The 16,121-nt window shown below is 50.7% G+C and carries 13 protein-coding genes; 5 read left to right on the top strand and 8 right to left on the bottom strand.

Annotated features, from left to right (window positions below; all coding sequences use genetic code 11):
• Positions 1–16 precede the first annotated feature (16 nt).
• Together PKI34_00155 and PKI34_00150 are read left to right on the top strand one after the other, a co-directional pair.
• Positions 17–1,726, top strand: coding sequence for a C69 family dipeptidase (locus tag PKI34_00155; GenBank protein ID HNS16214.1), 1,710 nt, complete (start codon positions 17–19; stop codon positions 1,724–1,726).
• Positions 1,727–1,799: 73 nt separating this feature from the next.
• Positions 1,800–2,741 (top strand): hypothetical protein, encoded by a 942-nt coding sequence (locus PKI34_00150; GenBank protein HNS16213.1) that lies wholly within the window; start codon positions 1,800–1,802, stop codon positions 2,739–2,741.
• On the opposite strand, the gene PKI34_00145 is transcribed toward PKI34_00150, so the two are convergent.
• From PKI34_00145 to PKI34_00130, 4 genes are all read right to left on the bottom strand, one after another.
• Positions 2,735–3,355 carry an exosortase/archaeosortase family protein gene (locus PKI34_00145; protein ID HNS16212.1) on the bottom strand — a complete coding sequence of 207 codons (621 nt, stop codon included), beginning with the start codon at positions 3,353–3,355 and terminating at the stop codon, positions 2,735–2,737. The two genes, PKI34_00150 and PKI34_00145, sit on opposite strands and share 7 nt — an antisense overlap.
• Positions 3,348–3,587 (bottom strand): hypothetical protein, encoded by a 240-nt coding sequence (locus tag PKI34_00140; GenBank protein HNS16211.1) that lies wholly within the window; start codon positions 3,585–3,587, stop codon positions 3,348–3,350. Before PKI34_00140 ends, PKI34_00145 begins: the two co-directional genes overlap by 8 nt.
• A gap of 12 nt (positions 3,588–3,599) precedes the next feature.
• On the bottom strand, positions 3,600–6,623 hold the full coding sequence (locus PKI34_00135; protein HNS16210.1) for a lamin tail domain-containing protein: 3,024 nt from the start codon (positions 6,621–6,623) through the stop codon (positions 3,600–3,602).
• A 182-nt stretch (positions 6,624–6,805) separates the two neighbouring features.
• Positions 6,806–7,438, bottom strand: coding sequence for a ribonuclease H family protein (locus PKI34_00130; protein ID HNS16209.1), 633 nt, complete (start codon positions 7,436–7,438; stop codon positions 6,806–6,808).
• A gap of 97 nt (positions 7,439–7,535) precedes the next feature.
• Between PKI34_00130 and PKI34_00125 the strand changes: the two genes are divergently transcribed.
• Positions 7,536–8,012: a gliding motility lipoprotein GldH gene (locus tag PKI34_00125; protein ID HNS16208.1), complete on the top strand. Its 477-nt coding sequence runs from the start codon at positions 7,536–7,538 to the stop codon at positions 8,010–8,012.
• A gap of 17 nt (positions 8,013–8,029) precedes the next feature.
• Here PKI34_00125 and PKI34_00120 read toward each other — a convergent pair whose 3' ends face one another.
• On the bottom strand, positions 8,030–8,965 hold the full coding sequence (locus PKI34_00120) for a bifunctional riboflavin kinase/FAD synthetase (protein ID HNS16207.1): 936 nt from the start codon (positions 8,963–8,965) through the stop codon (positions 8,030–8,032).
• 107 nt (positions 8,966–9,072) lie between these two features.
• On the opposite strand from PKI34_00120, the gene PKI34_00115 reads away from it, so the two are divergent.
• A complete protein-coding gene (locus tag PKI34_00115; GenBank protein HNS16206.1) occupies positions 9,073–11,676 on the top strand; it encodes a lamin tail domain-containing protein in 2,604 nt (867 codons plus the stop codon).
• On the opposite strand, the gene PKI34_00110 is transcribed toward PKI34_00115, so the two are convergent.
• The 3 genes from PKI34_00110 to PKI34_00100 all read right to left on the bottom strand — a co-directional run bounded on the left by PKI34_00110 (position 11,657) and on the right by PKI34_00100 (position 14,213).
• Complete coding sequence (locus PKI34_00110; protein HNS16205.1) at positions 11,657–12,427, bottom strand: porin family protein; 771 nt, start codon at positions 12,425–12,427, stop codon at positions 11,657–11,659. The two genes, PKI34_00115 and PKI34_00110, sit on opposite strands and share 20 nt — an antisense overlap.
• Positions 12,428–12,444: 17 nt before the next feature.
• Positions 12,445–13,317: a PCMD domain-containing protein gene (locus PKI34_00105; protein ID HNS16204.1), complete on the bottom strand. Its 873-nt coding sequence runs from the start codon at positions 13,315–13,317 to the stop codon at positions 12,445–12,447.
• Between the two features lie 206 nt (positions 13,318–13,523).
• Positions 13,524–14,213 (bottom strand): phosphoribosyltransferase family protein, encoded by a 690-nt coding sequence (locus tag PKI34_00100; GenBank protein ID HNS16203.1) that lies wholly within the window; start codon positions 14,211–14,213, stop codon positions 13,524–13,526.
• A gap of 119 nt (positions 14,214–14,332) precedes the next feature.
• Here PKI34_00100 and PKI34_00095 point away from each other — a divergent pair, with 119 nt between their 5' ends.
• On the top strand, positions 14,333–16,120 hold the full coding sequence (locus PKI34_00095; GenBank protein ID HNS16202.1) for an ABC transporter ATP-binding protein: 1,788 nt from the start codon (positions 14,333–14,335) through the stop codon (positions 16,118–16,120).
• Position 16,121: the final 1 nt, after the last annotated feature.

The raw sequence follows: 16,121 nt of genomic DNA, 5'->3' as shown, positions 1-16,121 counted from the left end.
ATCAAATTCTTTTATTATGAAACATTTTTTTCGTGCAGCACTCAGTGTGCTCTTCCTTGCCGGAACAAGTCCATGGATGACCTCCAGCGCCTGTACCAATTTCCTGGTCACCAAAGGCGCCTCAGTTGATGGCTCGGTCATGATCAGCTATTCAGCCGATTCACATACCCTGTACGGTGAACTTTATCACTGGGCTGCAGCTTCCTACCCGGATGGCGCCCTGCTGGACATATATGAATGGGATACCGGCAAGTATCTGGGAAAAATCAAACAGGCCCCCAAAACCTACAATGTGATCGGGAACATGAATGAGCACCAGGTAGCCATTGGCGAAACCACCTACGGAGGACGTGAGGAGCTTTCAAGCCAGTCAGGGGCCATCATGGATTATGGCAGCATGATGTATATCGCCCTTCAGCGTTCCAAAACAGCACGGGAAGCCATCAGGGTCATGACAAGCCTGGTCGCGGAATATGGTTATGCCAGCTCCGGGGAGTCCATCTCCGTTTCAGATCCCAATGAGGCATGGATCTTTGAGATCATCGGGAAAGGGGAAGGCCAGAAAGGGGCCGTATGGGTCGCCCTCCGCATACCCGACGGATATGTCAGCGCCCACGCCAACCATGCCAGGATCACCACGTTCCCCCTTGCCAATGGTAAAACATCCATCACCTTCTCGCAGATCGATAAGATCGCTGATCCTGCCGTGGAATGTGTTTATGCTGACGATGTGATCGCGTTTGCCCGCACCAAAAAATACTTCGACAGTAAAGACCAGGATTTCAGCTTTTCCGATACCTATGCACCACTGGATTTCAGCGCCGCCCGGTTCTGTGAAGTGCGCGTGTGGGCCTTCTTCCGGCAGGTTAACTCGGGTATGGATCAATATTTCGATTATGCATCCGGCCACAATCTAAAAAACCGAATGCCCCTCTGGATCAAACCCGAACGCAAGATCTCCGTAGAGGATATGATGGATTTTATGCGTGATCACCTGGAAGGCACACCGCTGGATATGACCAGAGACATGGGTGCCGGACCCTATAAAAATCCTTACCGCTGGCGCCCGCTTACTTTTCAGGTGGATGATAAGGTGTACTGCAACGAACGTGCAACCTGCTCCCAGCAGTGCGGTTTTGTCTTTGTCGCCCAGTCAAGGTCCTGGCTGCCCAACCCCATCGGAGGGATTCACTGGTTTGGAGTGGACGATGCAGCCAGCAATGTCTTTGTGCCCATGTACTGCAGTATCACGGAAGCACCGGAAGCTTTTGCCGCCGGTAACGGCTCCATGATGGAATTCACCTTCAACAGCGCCTTCTGGGTGTTCAACATGGTGTCGAATTTCGCCTATACACGCTACAGCGACATTCATCCCGAGATCCGTAAAGCCCAGGTTGACCTCGAAAACAACTTCATCGAAAGCGTCAGGGAAACCGACCAGAAAGCGCTTGAACTCTACAAGAAAGACCCAAAAGCAGCCGTTGAGCTCCTGACAGAATTTTCAACCGGGCAGAGCGAACTCACGCTGAAAACCTGGCAGCACCTGTGGGCCTATCTCTTTACACGGTATATGGACGGAAATATCAAGACGACTCTGGAAGTCCCGGAAGGATACAAATATTATAGTCCCAGGGTCGAACAACCTGGCTATGGCGAAGACTGGTACAGGAAAATCGTGGAAGAAACCGGCGATCATTTTCTGGTGCCTGGTACACCCGGTCATTGATAATTATTTTTTTATCCGGATATCCTGTATATTTGTTGGGATTAAACCGGCGTTTATCTTAAAATGACATCCTATGAGTACGAGCTATTCATTCGGAGAACCTGATAAGGGATCCTCCGTGAATAAATCCAGATCCTGGATCTACCTGGCCGCGATTTTACTGCTTGCCATCCTGGCCGGGGTCTATATCAGCAAATATGTCAGGACAAACAAAGAAGTCCGGACCCTGACCACTGAAAGAGAAGCTATGCGGGCGAACCTCCAGGGTGAACTGGATTCACTGCTGATTGAACACGAAAAAATCAAACAGGAATACGGTGAGCTGAGCGACGTGCTTATGGTCAAGGATAGTGTTATCCAATCTAATGCATTGGAAATAAAGCAATTACTTGACACACAATGGGAATATAACAAAATCAAGAAGAAGCTGGATAACCTGCGCGAGGTATCCCAGAGTTACCTGAAACAGATCGACTCCCTGTTCACAGTCAACAAGGCTTTGAAGGAAGAAAACCTGGCCATCAGGCAAAACTATGAGGAAGAACAGCGAAAAACTGAAAGCCTGGTAAAGGATAAGGAAGTACTGACTCAGCGGATCACCGAAGCTGCGGTCCTGAACGCCTATAATATCAGTGCTTCCGGGATTCGTTTTAAAAGTGCCGAAGAGGAAAAAGTGACAGATAAGGCACGCCGGGTGGACAAGATTAAAATCTGCTTTACACTGGCTGCCAACCAGCTTATTTCCCCGGGACAGAAAGATATTTACATCCGGATTGCCCGTCCGGATAATATGATCCTTTCCAAGGGAAAAGGCGAGGAGTTTACCTTTTCCTATTTGGGTGCCCTCCTCCAGTATTCCATTCATCAGACCGTTGATTACAACACCGAAGCAACAGAAAGCTGCACCTACTGGATCCACCGCGACAGCTACGAACCGCTCACGGAGGGTCAGTATGTTGTATCCATCTACACCGGGGATACCGAAATAGGCCAGACTTCGTTCGTCCTTCAATGATCCTGATTTCCGGCAGGAGGCAGGCTCCGGGTGAAAAAATTCCCCCGGCTGACGTATTCTTCCCATAGGATCCAGAGCAGAAAAAAGACCAGGTAAAACATGCCCTTGGTGATGAATCCGTGGAATAAATCCCAGTACCGCGGTATGTAAACGATCACCAGTGAAAGACCGACAATCCGTATTAAATTGGTAAAATGCACCACCAATAATCCCGCTGGGACAAACCATGCTTTACGGTTCCACGGTCCGGGATAAAAAATCATCAAAAGTGTAAACTGGGTAAATTGACGGATCCCTGAACAGGGATAACTGATACTCAGCGAACCCGGTGACCCCAGACAGATCCTTTGACCATCGTACCAGGCCTGCAGATGAAAAACCCTGGTCAGGATCCGCTCACTGTCGCGGTAAAGCCCCTGTACCATCCAGCCAGAGAACTCATTGATCCATCGGGTAACCGGGAAAAAATTCAGGGGTTTTTCCCAGATCCACCAGAACAGATAAAGGACTGCCATCAACAGAAAGAACCTGCTGATACCTTCCAACAGTGACCGTGTTCCCTGCCCGCCGGACTGCCTGAACGGGATCCCAGCAGCCAGTTCCTTGTCACTCATTTTTACGCCTCGCCGACACCCATTTCCTTAATCCATAGCCGATGCCGAAAAGCAAAAAGAAAAATAAACCACTACCCAGCGGAACGCCACCGGATAACGGGCCTCCGCCCACCAGTGTGCTGTCACCGTTCATTCCCGGATCAGGCTGCGCTACCAGCACGTTCTGAAAAACAAACCATAGGGCTGAAAGGCTGCAGATCCTGATGATCATTCGAATGTCGATTTTCTTCATAAGTTATTCATTTTAAGGTACATATACTTTTTGAGAAAGGACCCCGCTTCCGGTGATCACTTTCACGATCATCCATCCATGTCCCTGACGCAACGGGACCACCAGCGGGGCGGTGTGAATGGCTTCCAGGTGGACCAGACGCCCTGTCAGATCAACGATATGAAGCATCCCTTCTTTGATCCAGGCAGGTAAAGCGATGTTCAGACAGTTTTCCGATGGAATGATGATCATCTTCCCGGGGGTGAATTCCTCCCGGCCTGAAGGCATTGTAAAATGCAAGATGAACCGTTCGGGATCATCGCCGGTGGAATACGTGAAAAAATAGACGGGATGCAACAGGCAATCCACCAGCGAATCCGCAGCCAGGTCCTCCAGGAGAAACACCGTCCCCGGTGGAAATGACTCCAGACCAGAAAATGCCAGCTGATAGGTCCCCATAGAACCGGTCATAAATCCGATCATTACACCATTCAACTCTCTTAGTGAAGGAAAACAGTTCACTGACAGAGGATACCCGTCTTCTGATACAGAATAGACGTGGGGCACATTATCTCCCCCGAAAAGCTTATGCGCATCAAAATCCGGATCAAAATCCCCCGTTGAGCCTTCCCGGAGGCAGAGGGTTGTCTGGTCCTGTTTGCCATTGCCCGATGATGCTATCCTGAGCAGCGATCCGGGAGGCGACGGGCATCGGTAATAACCTGTCATTTCATGAAGGCGGGATGAATTTGAAAAGGTTACCGAACCTGTTTGACCAGGTTCATCCACCCTGATGAAAAATCCCTGCATGGCCGGTATGTTCGCGTCCGTTGTTTCCGGATTGTTCCCCACCCCATTGATGTACGAGGAGTAGCCATCAAGCCCTGGATTCCAAAAATAGATGGCATTCTGAACCTGATTCTTCAGGATGGCCGGATGATCCCAGTTCAACGACGAAGGGTAGGGATTTCCGATCAGATGGTATCCGGCATATTCTGGCTGATAGGATGGAATTCCGGGAGGGGTATAGTTCAGTCCGCTGATGGTTTGCAACCCGGAATTCAGGGATCCGGTGAAGTTCACAAAGGCACTCCCTCCGGCAAGCCAGGCAGAATAACCACTTACAGGGATAAGAGGGCTTCCGGAAGAAAGGTTTTCCCATTGCTGAACAGGCTCATTGTATTTCCTGACAAAGGCACTGCCCGGGAAAACATCCCCTGCAGTGATCTGATCCACGGGAGAGGCAAGATAATGATAAATGGCATCCTCCGGATCGCGTGATGTGCCGCCGGTCAGAAAGAGCCGGACCGTGGAACTGCCGTTGACAATGACTGCAGCCTGGTCATTCTCCGCTACAAGCGAAGCTACCTTTGACGAATCAGCCAGCAGGGTCAGCGATTGCCCGACCGTAAGTGTGTCCCCCGGGGCAATGGTCAGCAGGGCACCCGGCTCCAGGATCAGATCCTGACACTGGAAGGGGTGATCAACGATGAGGGTTGCGTTGACACTATCGGGAACGGTGATCTGCGTGCCCGCTCCTGCTGACTGTCCGGCCAGCCAGTTGGATGGCACCGCCCAGTTATGCTCCTGTCCGGCGTAGCCTCCTGCCCAGGCCGCCGACACCGGAGCCAGGCTGTTGACCTGACCGGGGGTGCCTCCATTGCAATGACTGGCTTTCCAGTTTCCGGATTCACTGTTGTCCAAACTGCACCCGGCCAGCTCCAGTGAGGGTCCGTAGCCATCCGGGGCGCCGTTGCCCCAGGCTGGACCATCACCGTAAGCCACGCTGTCGGTCAGCTGGCCGGCAGGACTCCGTAAAGCAATGGCCTCACCGGTATTGCTCAGCGTGCCACTCTGCCATTGATAGGCCGTGTATCCCTGTCCGGTGTACAAACCGGAAGAATAAGCAACCACGGCATATCCGCCTGCCGGCAGGATTGCAGCGTCCGGAAATGTAAACGTAATTCCCTGGGAAAAATAATAACCACTGAGATCTACCGGCGCGTTTCCGGCATTGCAGATTTCAATGAATTCGGTCGTATCCGTTCCTGTTTCCGGTCCGTTATAATGAATCTCATTGATCACAACCTGAGGCGGAGGCAGCACGGAGAACGGATTACTGGTATCCGCCTGCAGGGAGGAACCACCCAGAGCCGCGACAGCCAGCATCACGTTGTTTTCTGCAACGTCGTACTTCACCCCGGAAAAGGTCCAAACGCTCTGGCCTGCCGGCAAGGTATCCTGAGTGTTTCCGTACAGATTCCCTGTTCCGCTTACAGGCATCAGGCCGATGGGTATATCCTCATCCACCGGGCAGGGACTGCCGGTGGAATCCACTGTCTGGATGCTCACGTAAAAAGGTTCATTTACCAGGGGGTCTGTTCCCCCGTTTATGGACACAATCTGGAGCCCGGCAGGCTCTGCCTCGCTGCTGATAATCGTAAACCCGGCTGTTGACAGCACCTGGCGCTGCGTATCGGAGCCCGTCCAATGAAGATAATCATTGACAGATAGCAGCAGTTCATTCGTTGATCCCGATACCAGGTTCCTGTCATACAGCATATTATCCGTTTCTGCCAGGGCCACGCAGGTGATCCCGTTTTCCAGTCCGGCAGGAAGCGCCGAAGTACTTGCATCCGTAGCATCTTCCTGCCAGATGTGCTCACCCTCATCATTGATCGCCGCCACAAACAGGGGGGTCTCCTCCGTTCCCTGATACACGATGATCTGATCCCCACTGGAGGAGAGGGCCATATCTGAAATGGGAACGATCACTTCCTCACCTGCAAAATGATCAGTGTCCGCTGTCCAGATATCAATCCCTTCCCCTGTCCTGAATGTGCCGGATGCTTTCCACCCGTTATCGGTAAACCGAATCTCCGTCCCGGCTTCAATGGCTACCATAAACACCACGGAAACCTCATCGGGATTATCCATGTTAAATCCGGTTATAACCAGATCCCCGGGCAGTAAAGCTGTTTGAGCATGGTTGGGTGTTGCTGAAAAAAGGATCGCCAGTGACGACAATCCGGTAAAAACGAAAGTATACGGTTTCATAAAAAAATCACATTTAAGGTTTGACATCTCCCCGTCGAGTTGACTGCCAGCGCAGCTCAACTTTAATGGTTAATCCCGCAAGCACCCTAAATGTGACCCTGTTTTCAGGAAAAAAATGAAAAAATTTTTAAATGGAGTGTACCTAATTGATTATTATTAATTTATAAAACAAAGGAGTGACATCATTTTCTCCCGAAATCCGCCGGGATCTCCCCCCAGGCAACGGTATCCCATTTCAACAGCTGGTTGGCATGCGGATGTTCATGCAGCCACGTCAGAGCACGGTCAATGAGCCCGAACAGTTCCAGGTTGGCGGGACCTCGCACAAGCTTTGTCTTGATCGCCCTGTCTTTCACCCACTTGAGGGCTGTGCGGGAATCACTGTAAACGGGACAGGAAAGGCCTCGTTTCTGCAAGAAGGCCAACCCGTGGACAATGGCCAGAAATTCACCAAGGTTGACGGTACCTTCCGGAAAGGGACCTTCCCGAAAAACCTCTTCACCGTTTTTTGTCCAGACTCCCCTGTATTCAAGTATGCCAGGATTCCCTTTGCAGGCAGCATCCACCGATAAACTTTCCCATACAGGGGAAGACCTACCGCGAGACACAGACAGATCCATTGCTGTTTGAGAGGATCTCTTGTTGATGAAGTCCCTGTGATCGGCCGCAAAAGCATTTTCTGCTGCTTCACGGGTGGGAAATGATTTATACACAGCCCCTTCGTAACCCCTGACCTGTTCTTCACATTCCTGCCAGGAATCATAGATCCCGGGGTTCTTTCCCTTCCAAACGACATAAAATTTGGATCCTGACATAGGCATTGGATTATGACACAAAACTAATAACTATTTTTGTCGGAGTACCGGTATCATCCTGTGAGCCTTGCAATAGGCTTCCTGAAAAATGAATGTAATGCAGCGAATCCTGATTGCCCTTCTTTTCCTGTTTCTTTGGTTCCCTTTCGCCTGCAAAAGAGATAAGGGCCTGACCGTGTTCAACTCATTTCCGGAAAGGGCATGGTCCCGGTTTGAAAAACAATCCTTTGATTTCAGGATAGCAGATAATTCGTTTCCTTATGATTTGATGCTGATCCTTCGCCATTCAGAGAATTATCCGTTTGGGAACCTCTATGTGAATGTCGTAACGGAAATGCCCGGAGGTGAAGAAAGGAGCATGGAGCATGATTTTAAAATGAAAGATTCTGACGGAGCATTCTTATCCCGTGTGAAAGAAGAAGGATACCGTGAAATCACCTTTCCGCTCCATACAGGATTGCATTTTGCGGAAGAAGGAAGCTGCAGCGTTGAAATTGAAAATCTTATCCCAAAAATTGAGATCCCGGGTGTTTTGGAGCTTGGAGTCATTCTGCAACGAAGTTCGCCGGAATAAGGACGGATGATCTGTAATCAGGTATTGCTTTCCAGGATCGTTAACACCGTAATCCTATCTTGCTCCAGTTGCCTGCGCAACGCCTCCAGATCAGCGAACCTGACTTCGTCGCGGATCCTGTCCATCCAGCTGATGATCAGTAAATCCCCGTAGATCTCGTGGTCAAAGTCAAAGATATGGACCTCAACCGTATGATCGTTTCGGTCCAGTGTAGGCCTGTTCCCGATATTTCCCATCCCGTTGAACTCCCTGCCTTTCCATTGGATCCGGCAGGCATAGACCCCGTTGGCCGTAATCAGCTTCAACGAATCGTCAACCTCAATGTTGGCTGTGGGAAAACCCATCGTCCTGCCTACCTGATAACCGGGAATGACTTTCCCCTGGATCGAATAGGTATATCCCAGATACCGGTTCGCCGTTCGTATATCGCCTTCATTCAATGCATTCCGGATTTTTGAGGAACTGACTGCCACACCGTCAATATACATCGGAGAAACTTCCTCAACCTCAAAATCCAGGCTGTTACCGAAATCCCGGAGACTATGGTGATTCCCCAGCCGGTCCTTTCCGAAGTGGTGGTCAAAACCAACCACGATCGATTTCATTTTGATCCCTTCCACCAGAATCTGCCTGATAAACTCATAGGAGGTCATGTTGGCGAGTTCCTTCGTAAATGGAAGGATCACCAGATGATCGATGCCGGTCTTCTGCAGGAGTTCCGTCTTTTTCTGCGGGGAATTGATCAGCTTCAGGTTCCAGGAATCCGGATAGATGACCGAACGGGGATGCGGTTCAAAGGTGATCACAACCGTTTCACCGCCTTTTCCCTCCGCAACTTCCTTCAAACGGTTAATGATCTTCTGGTGACCCAGGTGAACACCATCGAAGGTTCCCACGGTCACTACCGGAAAATCAGTGCCCTTAAACTCATCAATGCCCCTGTAGATTTTCACGCCGTTTCAGTTGGATGCGCAAAAGTATGAATTTTCACGCACCTTTTTCGATGTACCAGGGTAACAAATTGGTAACCGGGGGGATTAACGGTTATACAAATTTCCCCATGAAACGCACAATCTGTTCCATGCTTATGCTAATCGCATTACCATCACAGGCACAGCTGACGGACCATTTTTCGGATGGCAATTTCACGGCAGATCCTCCCTGGATTGGCCATTCAGAAGCATTCAGAATCAATGCGGATGAACAGCTGCAGCTGTATTCCAGCGGATCCGGAACCGCTTCACTGGTAACGGCCAATTCCCTGGCCGACAGCACCGAATGGCAATTCTGGATCAAAATGGGATTCAGTCCCTCCTCCAATAACTTCACCCGGATCTATCTGGTTGCAGACCAGCCTGATCTTACCGGTGCCCTGAATGGGTATTACCTGCAATTCGGCGAATCAGGCGCAAACGATGCCCTGGAGCTCTTTCGCCAGGAAGGACTGAATTCATCCTCCGTATGCCGTGGCCGGGAAGGAGGTATTTCAACAGCTTTCTCTTTGAAAATCAAGGTCGTGCATAAAAGCAACGACGAATGGGAGGTCTTTTCTGCTTCCGACGGCTCCCCTGCGTTCCAGCCTGAAGCCTCCGGATCAGGCAATTTCCAGTCCACGCCAGCTTTCTTTGGGATCATGTGCACCTACACCAGCTCGAACAGTCAGAAATTTTATTTCGACAACTTCCTGATCCAGTACATCCAACAGGATACAGTGGCTCCTTTCGTTGAACAGATCCTGGCGGTTGCTTCCAACCAGGTCGGCATCTTCTTCTCCGAGATCGTGAATGAATCCGACGCTGTCAATCCCGTCAACTATCGCCTTGCCTCCAGTGGAGGGACTCCGGAGCATGCAGGCCTTGATCAGGCCGATCCGCGCCGCGTGATCCTGCACTTTTCCTCCTCTTTTGCCAACGGCTCTGTGGATGAGCTTCACATCAGCAACATTCACGATCCCGCAGGAAATCGTATGATGGATACCACCCTTCCGTTCTCATACTATGTGCCTCAGCCATTTGATCTTCTGATCAACGAGATCATGGCGGATCCCGATCCCTCTTCATCACTTCCTCCGGTAGAATACCTTGAGCTTTACAACGTTTCCGGCTGGCCTGTGAACCTTGAAGGATGGACAATCTCCATAGCAGGTAAACCAAAGGTGTTTCCTCAGGTATGTCTTCCGGCAAAGAGTTATTTACTTGTAACACAAAACGATGACCTGAACGTTTTGGGGCCTTCTGTTCCATTGCTTTCATCATCCTATGCGCTCAGCAACGAGGGCGCCTCCCTGGCGCTGGCCAACCCGGGGCAGCAACTGATCCACGCTGTTACCTATCATAGCGAATGGTGCACGGATACCTGGAAAAAAGAAGGGGGATGGTCACTTGAAATGATCGATCCGTTGAATCCCTGCGGGGAAGAAGGCAACTGGACCGTTTGCACCGATCCGGCAGGCGGAACACCGGGCAGGTTGAATTCAGCCGCTGGAGAGAACAGCGATACCATCCCCCCGCGATTATCCGGGATCGGAATTGAAACCGGCGACCTGATCCGGATCGAATTTTCGGAAAAAATAGATAGCAGCTCACTCCTGTTACCCTCGAATTACAGGATCGACCCTCCCGGGATGCAGCCGGTTTCGGTGGGCTCCACTGGTGATTATTATCAATCGGTTCTTGCACGTTTTCCTGAGCCCCTGGAGGAGCTGGTCTCCTACCAGCTGGTTCTGGTGGATACGATGACCGATTGTACCGGCAACAGCCTTCTGCCCGGGGCAACTTTACCTCTTGGGATCCCATCCCTGCCCGGTTATATGGACATCGTCATCAATGAGATCCTTCTGAATCCTTTTGACCAGGGAGCTGACTTCATTGAGATCTATAACCGGACAGACCGCTATTTCGATCTGTCGGGCCTGGTACTTGCGAGGCTTGACACCACCAGCCAGCTGTTGGTCTCCGTGCACCCGGTCCAGACCCGGTGCCATCTTCTGGCACCCGGCCGTTATATGGCGCTGACGCCGGATCCGCGCGCCATTTTCCGGCAGTATCCGTGTCCGGATCCCGACGCTTTCATCAAAATGACCGGATGGCCTTCCTTTAACCAGACAGCATCTGTGATCGTTCTGGCCAACAAGCACGATGAACAGGTAATCGATCGGGTGTCGTACCGCGAATCCCTGCACTTTGACCTGATCAGCAACCTGGATGGCATTTCACTGGAGCGCATCCATTTCGACCGGCCCTCCGATGACCCGACCAACTGGCACTCCGCCTCCTTTTCTTCAGGTTTTGCAACCCCCGGCTATCAAAATTCACAGTTCACGAATGGCATCACTGCATCGGATCAATGGCTGACAGTGGTTCCGGAGCTCTTCACTCCTGATAGCGATGGTGTGGATGATCTTCTGGCGATCTGCTGCTCAGAAAGCGAACCGGGATGTGTGATCAACATTCAGGTATTTGATTCAGAAGGGATGAGGATCAGGAACCTGGTCGACAATGCGCTGATGGGAATGAATAATGTGTTCACCTGGGATGGCAAGGATGAAACCGGTGTAAGGATGCGATCCGGGATATATGTCATTTTTGCCCGGATCTTCGACCTGAATGGAAACGGAAAGGCAGCCAGGCGCGCCTGTGTGCTTGTCAATCAACACACTCGCTGAGGGTGGCGGAAGTACTTTCAGGATCGGTACCCGGATGTGCCCGGCTGAGACGATAGCCAATGGTTCCGGAGAGATAGATGTTGCGAACGATGCCATCCATTTCGGAATACCCCTCTTCAAAGATGGACCGCAGGCCAACACTGACTCCCAAATCGAAATTCAACCTGGAACGGGATTCATAACTGGTACCCAGCAGAATGCTGTAATCCCATTTATTGATCTTGTCGCTAATGTCAAACGGTTCATCGTATACCGTGGAATAATTTTCACCGATCTGCATGTCAGCCGTTCCTTTATTGAATCCTCTTATAAGATAGGAAATCTGGGGCCCCAGAAGCATGCTGAAGCGCTGGCTGAACTGGTAACGGGCCAGCAGCGGGAAATCAATGTACCGGTTGCCAAATTCCCCCTCCACCCATCCTTCGTACCACGTCGGGATGTAAAATGTATCACCGAGTATGACTTGCTCGTAAAGCGTGTCACCGGAGACCGGAGTCTTGTAGTTGCCTCCCTTCACCGAATAGAGGACCTCCAGCTGAAAATAAAGTTTCTCATTGAATTTCTGCCGCACAAATGCACCCAGCCGGGGCCCCAGACCGAGCGATCCGGAGGATCCCTCCTCAGGTTTCATATAGGGAGTCCCCAGGTTCACACCTCCCTTGATTCCCCAGGAACGGTTCTGGGCAGTGCCTTCCCAGACGACCAGGACAACAAAAGCCAATAGAAGGATTGTTGTTCTTAAAAGATTCATAATCAAAATATTAATTATTATCTTTCTGCAATGATCAATGAACCTCCCGATACGATCTTTTTTGAATCAATAATATGGTAATAATAACTGCCCGATGGCAGATCAGCAACATCAATGATGGCCAGATTTCCTGTAAATCCGGTATTCAGGCACACATTTCCCTGAAAAGAGTATAGGATCAAACGACCCTGCCTGATCTCCCCGCTCAATTCAATGGTCACCCTGTCGGACGCAGGATTTGGATAGGCTTTGGAAACAACCTCCGACATGAGCATCCATTCAACTCCGTTTTCAAACTCCAGTGAAATATCATCAATATACAACGTACTGCCCACCTGGCCTTCGAACAGATCGCCACCAGCACTGGGGGCGAAAATGATCGAAATCGTATCCGGTACCTCCTCCGAATAATAATGATAGGGAAGATCAAACTTAGTCCATTCTTTAACCGTGATGGTATCGGTCTTCCAGGCATAAGCGATCGTATCCCGGCTCTTCGTCGACGGATTCCATTTATACAAAAGCGAATAGACGTCGCAGGAGTCCTGTTTGACAGGAAGGTATTTGAAATATCCCTTTAAACGGTACGGTCTTCCAGTGAATGGGACTCCGTCTTTCAGATTGGAAGGGGGCAGGGCCATTTCATCAAAATATCCGGTGGCCAGCGTTCCGGTCTGTAATATATCGTTCGGGCCTGGCAGATCAGCCAGATCCGTAACAATTTTAGCGGCATAGTTCCCGTGATGGGCATCCCCGGTTTTAAATGTTGTAATCTTGAATATCTCGGGATTTAAAAGTACGGCCTTGTTCGCTGTTGTCCAGATCCCTCCGGCCGGTTCTTCATAAAATCCTGATGAAAATGGAAATTCAGCCCATTCTTCCAAATCCATGTTGGGGAGAACGGTTTGTGCGGAAAGTTGGGTAAGAATAATAAAAATAATTGATAATGAGAGTATTAACTTCCTCATAGGCCTTGTCTTTGTTGAAAAGAAGTGCCAAATTAAAAAAAAATTGAATACATCAACTTTTTTTCTGACTGTTTCAGTGATCATGTGCCTTATGATCCCAATGCCACCTCTGACACCGGAGGTTCTTATCAGTGTGTGGCGAAAGCGATGCAGGCAATGCTCAGGATCAGCTGCGGGATCTTAAGAAGTGCACCGGCACAGGCCTCCATCGTGGAACCTGTTGTCAGGACGTCGTCCACAAGAAGGACATGTTTTCCTGCCAGATGGGTGTCCGATGTGACGGTGAAAATATCCCTGACATTTTCCCAGCGTTTGTAACGGGATTTTTTGGTTTGCGTTTCCGAATACTGCACCCTGACAAGGGTTCTTGTATCCAGGCAAGCTGTCAAAGATCGGCAGATGCCTTCGGCCACCACCTCGCTCTGATTGTATCCCCGCTTCCTTTTTTTCCTGGGATGAAGTGGTACCGGCACCACAGCCTCCACCGTATTGAAAAGTTCACTTTCCAGGAGCTCATCGCCGAGGAGTGCCCCCAGGTAGATCCCAACCTCACGGTTTCCCTTGTATTTGAGCTGATGCAACAGATGCTGCACTCCGCTTCCTTTTTTGAACAGAAACAGTGCAGTGGCAGAATAGACCTCCAGCTTGCCCCAGAACACCTGGCTCACGGGATTGTCCCGCTCCCTGCTGAAATAGGTGCGTGGCAGGTGCAGCAGGCAGGAAGAGCAAATCAAGTGCTCATTCAAAACCAGCGGACTGCCGCAGGCCGCACACACCTCCGGAAATACAAGCCCCACAAAATCCTTCAGTAAACTCATAAAGCAAAAAGTAAATATCAAATATCTGTTAATCGTTAATCTGATATCTTAATCCCCTTCTCACCCCATTTGTTACCCTCCCTTCCCTTTATTTTATGTACTTTTGTCAAAATTTTTCAATGCCTTTGCTTGACATACGGGATTTGACGGTGGAGTTTCGGGACGAGGCTGATTCGGTGACGGCGGTTGATCACGTTTCGTTTTCCATTGAGCCGGGTAAGATCCTGGGGATCGTTGGTGAGTCGGGCTCAGGTAAATCCGTGACCGCCCTTTCGGTCATGCGTTTGATCTCCGTACCGGCAGGCCATATCACGAATGGAAAGATCCTTTTTCAGCTTACGGACTCCCATCCTGTTGATCTGCTGACCCTTACCGAAAAAGAAATGCGATCGTACCGGGGCAACAGGATTTCCATGATCTTCCAGGAACCGATGACATCCCTGAATCCGGTACTTACCTGCGGAAGGCAGGTGGCTGAAACCATCAGGCTGCATCAGAACGTTCCGGCATCCAGTGCCAGAAGAAAGACCCTGGACCTGTTTTCCGAAACGCAGTTGCCCGACCCTGAGGAAATTTACCGGTCCTATCCTTTTCAGCTGTCGGGCGGGCAACGGCAGCGGGTCATGATCGCCATGGCGGTTTCGTCACATCCTGCCCTGCTCATTGCCGATGAACCTACCACGGCCCTGGATGTCACCATTCAGCAAAACATCCTGGCGTTGATCAAGGAGCTTCAGCACAGGTATGGAATGGCCGTTCTGTTCATCTCCCACGATCTGGGAGTGATCAGGCAAATAGCTGACACGGCGCTGGTGATGCGGAACGGTTGCATCGTCGAGGCAGGTCCTGTGGATTCCATTTTCACTCATCCCCGGCATCCCTATACGCGGGGATTGATGGCTTGCCGCCCTCCGCTGGATATCAGGCTGAAAAGACTGCCAGTTGCAGCCGATTTCACCGAAAGCCTGGAAAAGGGGCCGCTGAACCCCGGTCCATCGCTCTCCGTAAGCGTTTCCCCGGAAGAACGGTCCCGCCGTATTGAGCAACTCTACCTTCAACAGCCCGTGCTGCAGGTGATTCATTTAAAAACCTTTTTTCCGTTGCCCGGCAAACTGTTCAGCCGGGTAAGGAATTACCGGAAAGCGGTGGATGATATGCTGTTCGAAGTTTATCCGGGGGAGACACTGGGTCTCGCCGGGGAATCCGGCTGCGGAAAAACAACGCTGGGACGGTCGGTCCTCCGGCTGATCGAACCCACCTCAGGGCAGGTCATCTACAAAGGCAGGCTTCTTTTGGATCTCTCAAGGACAGAGATCCGTGAATTCCGCAAAAACCTCCAGATCATCTTTCAGGATCCGTATTCATCGCTGAATCCACGGATGACGGCAGGAATGGCCATCGTGGAGCCGATGAAGGTACACGGATTGCATTCGGGCGAAAAGGCCCGGCGCCTGAAAGCTTTTGAATTGCTGGAGAAAGTGAACATGGAAGAGCGATACTTTTACCGCTATCCTCATGAACTTTCAGGAGGTCAGCGTCAACGCATCTGCATCGCCCGCGCCCTGGCCGTGGAACCGGAATTCATCATCTGCGATGAGGTGGTCTCCGCCCTCGACGTGTCCATCCAGGCCCAGGTACTCAACCTGCTTAATGCACTGAAAGAAGAATTTAACCTGACGTATATCTTTATCTCGCACGACCTCTCTGTGGTCAAATTCATGTCGGACCGGATCATTATCATGAAAGACGGAAAAATCGTGGAGATGGCCGATGCGGAAGAGCTCTATCAAAACCCGCACGATCCGTATACCCGGAACCTGATACAGGCCATCCCCGTGCTGTCAGTCGGCAGCGGAGCAAAGCGACGTCCTGACGAAAGTCAGGATCAGCAGTCGGCAAAAGTCTGAA

Source organism: Bacteroidales bacterium (assembly GCA_035342335.1).
GTDB lineage: Bacteria > Bacteroidota > Bacteroidia > Bacteroidales > JAGONC01 > JAGONC01.
Note: the sequence above shows the minus strand (reverse complement) of the source record. Positions and strands in the feature narration are given on the sequence as shown.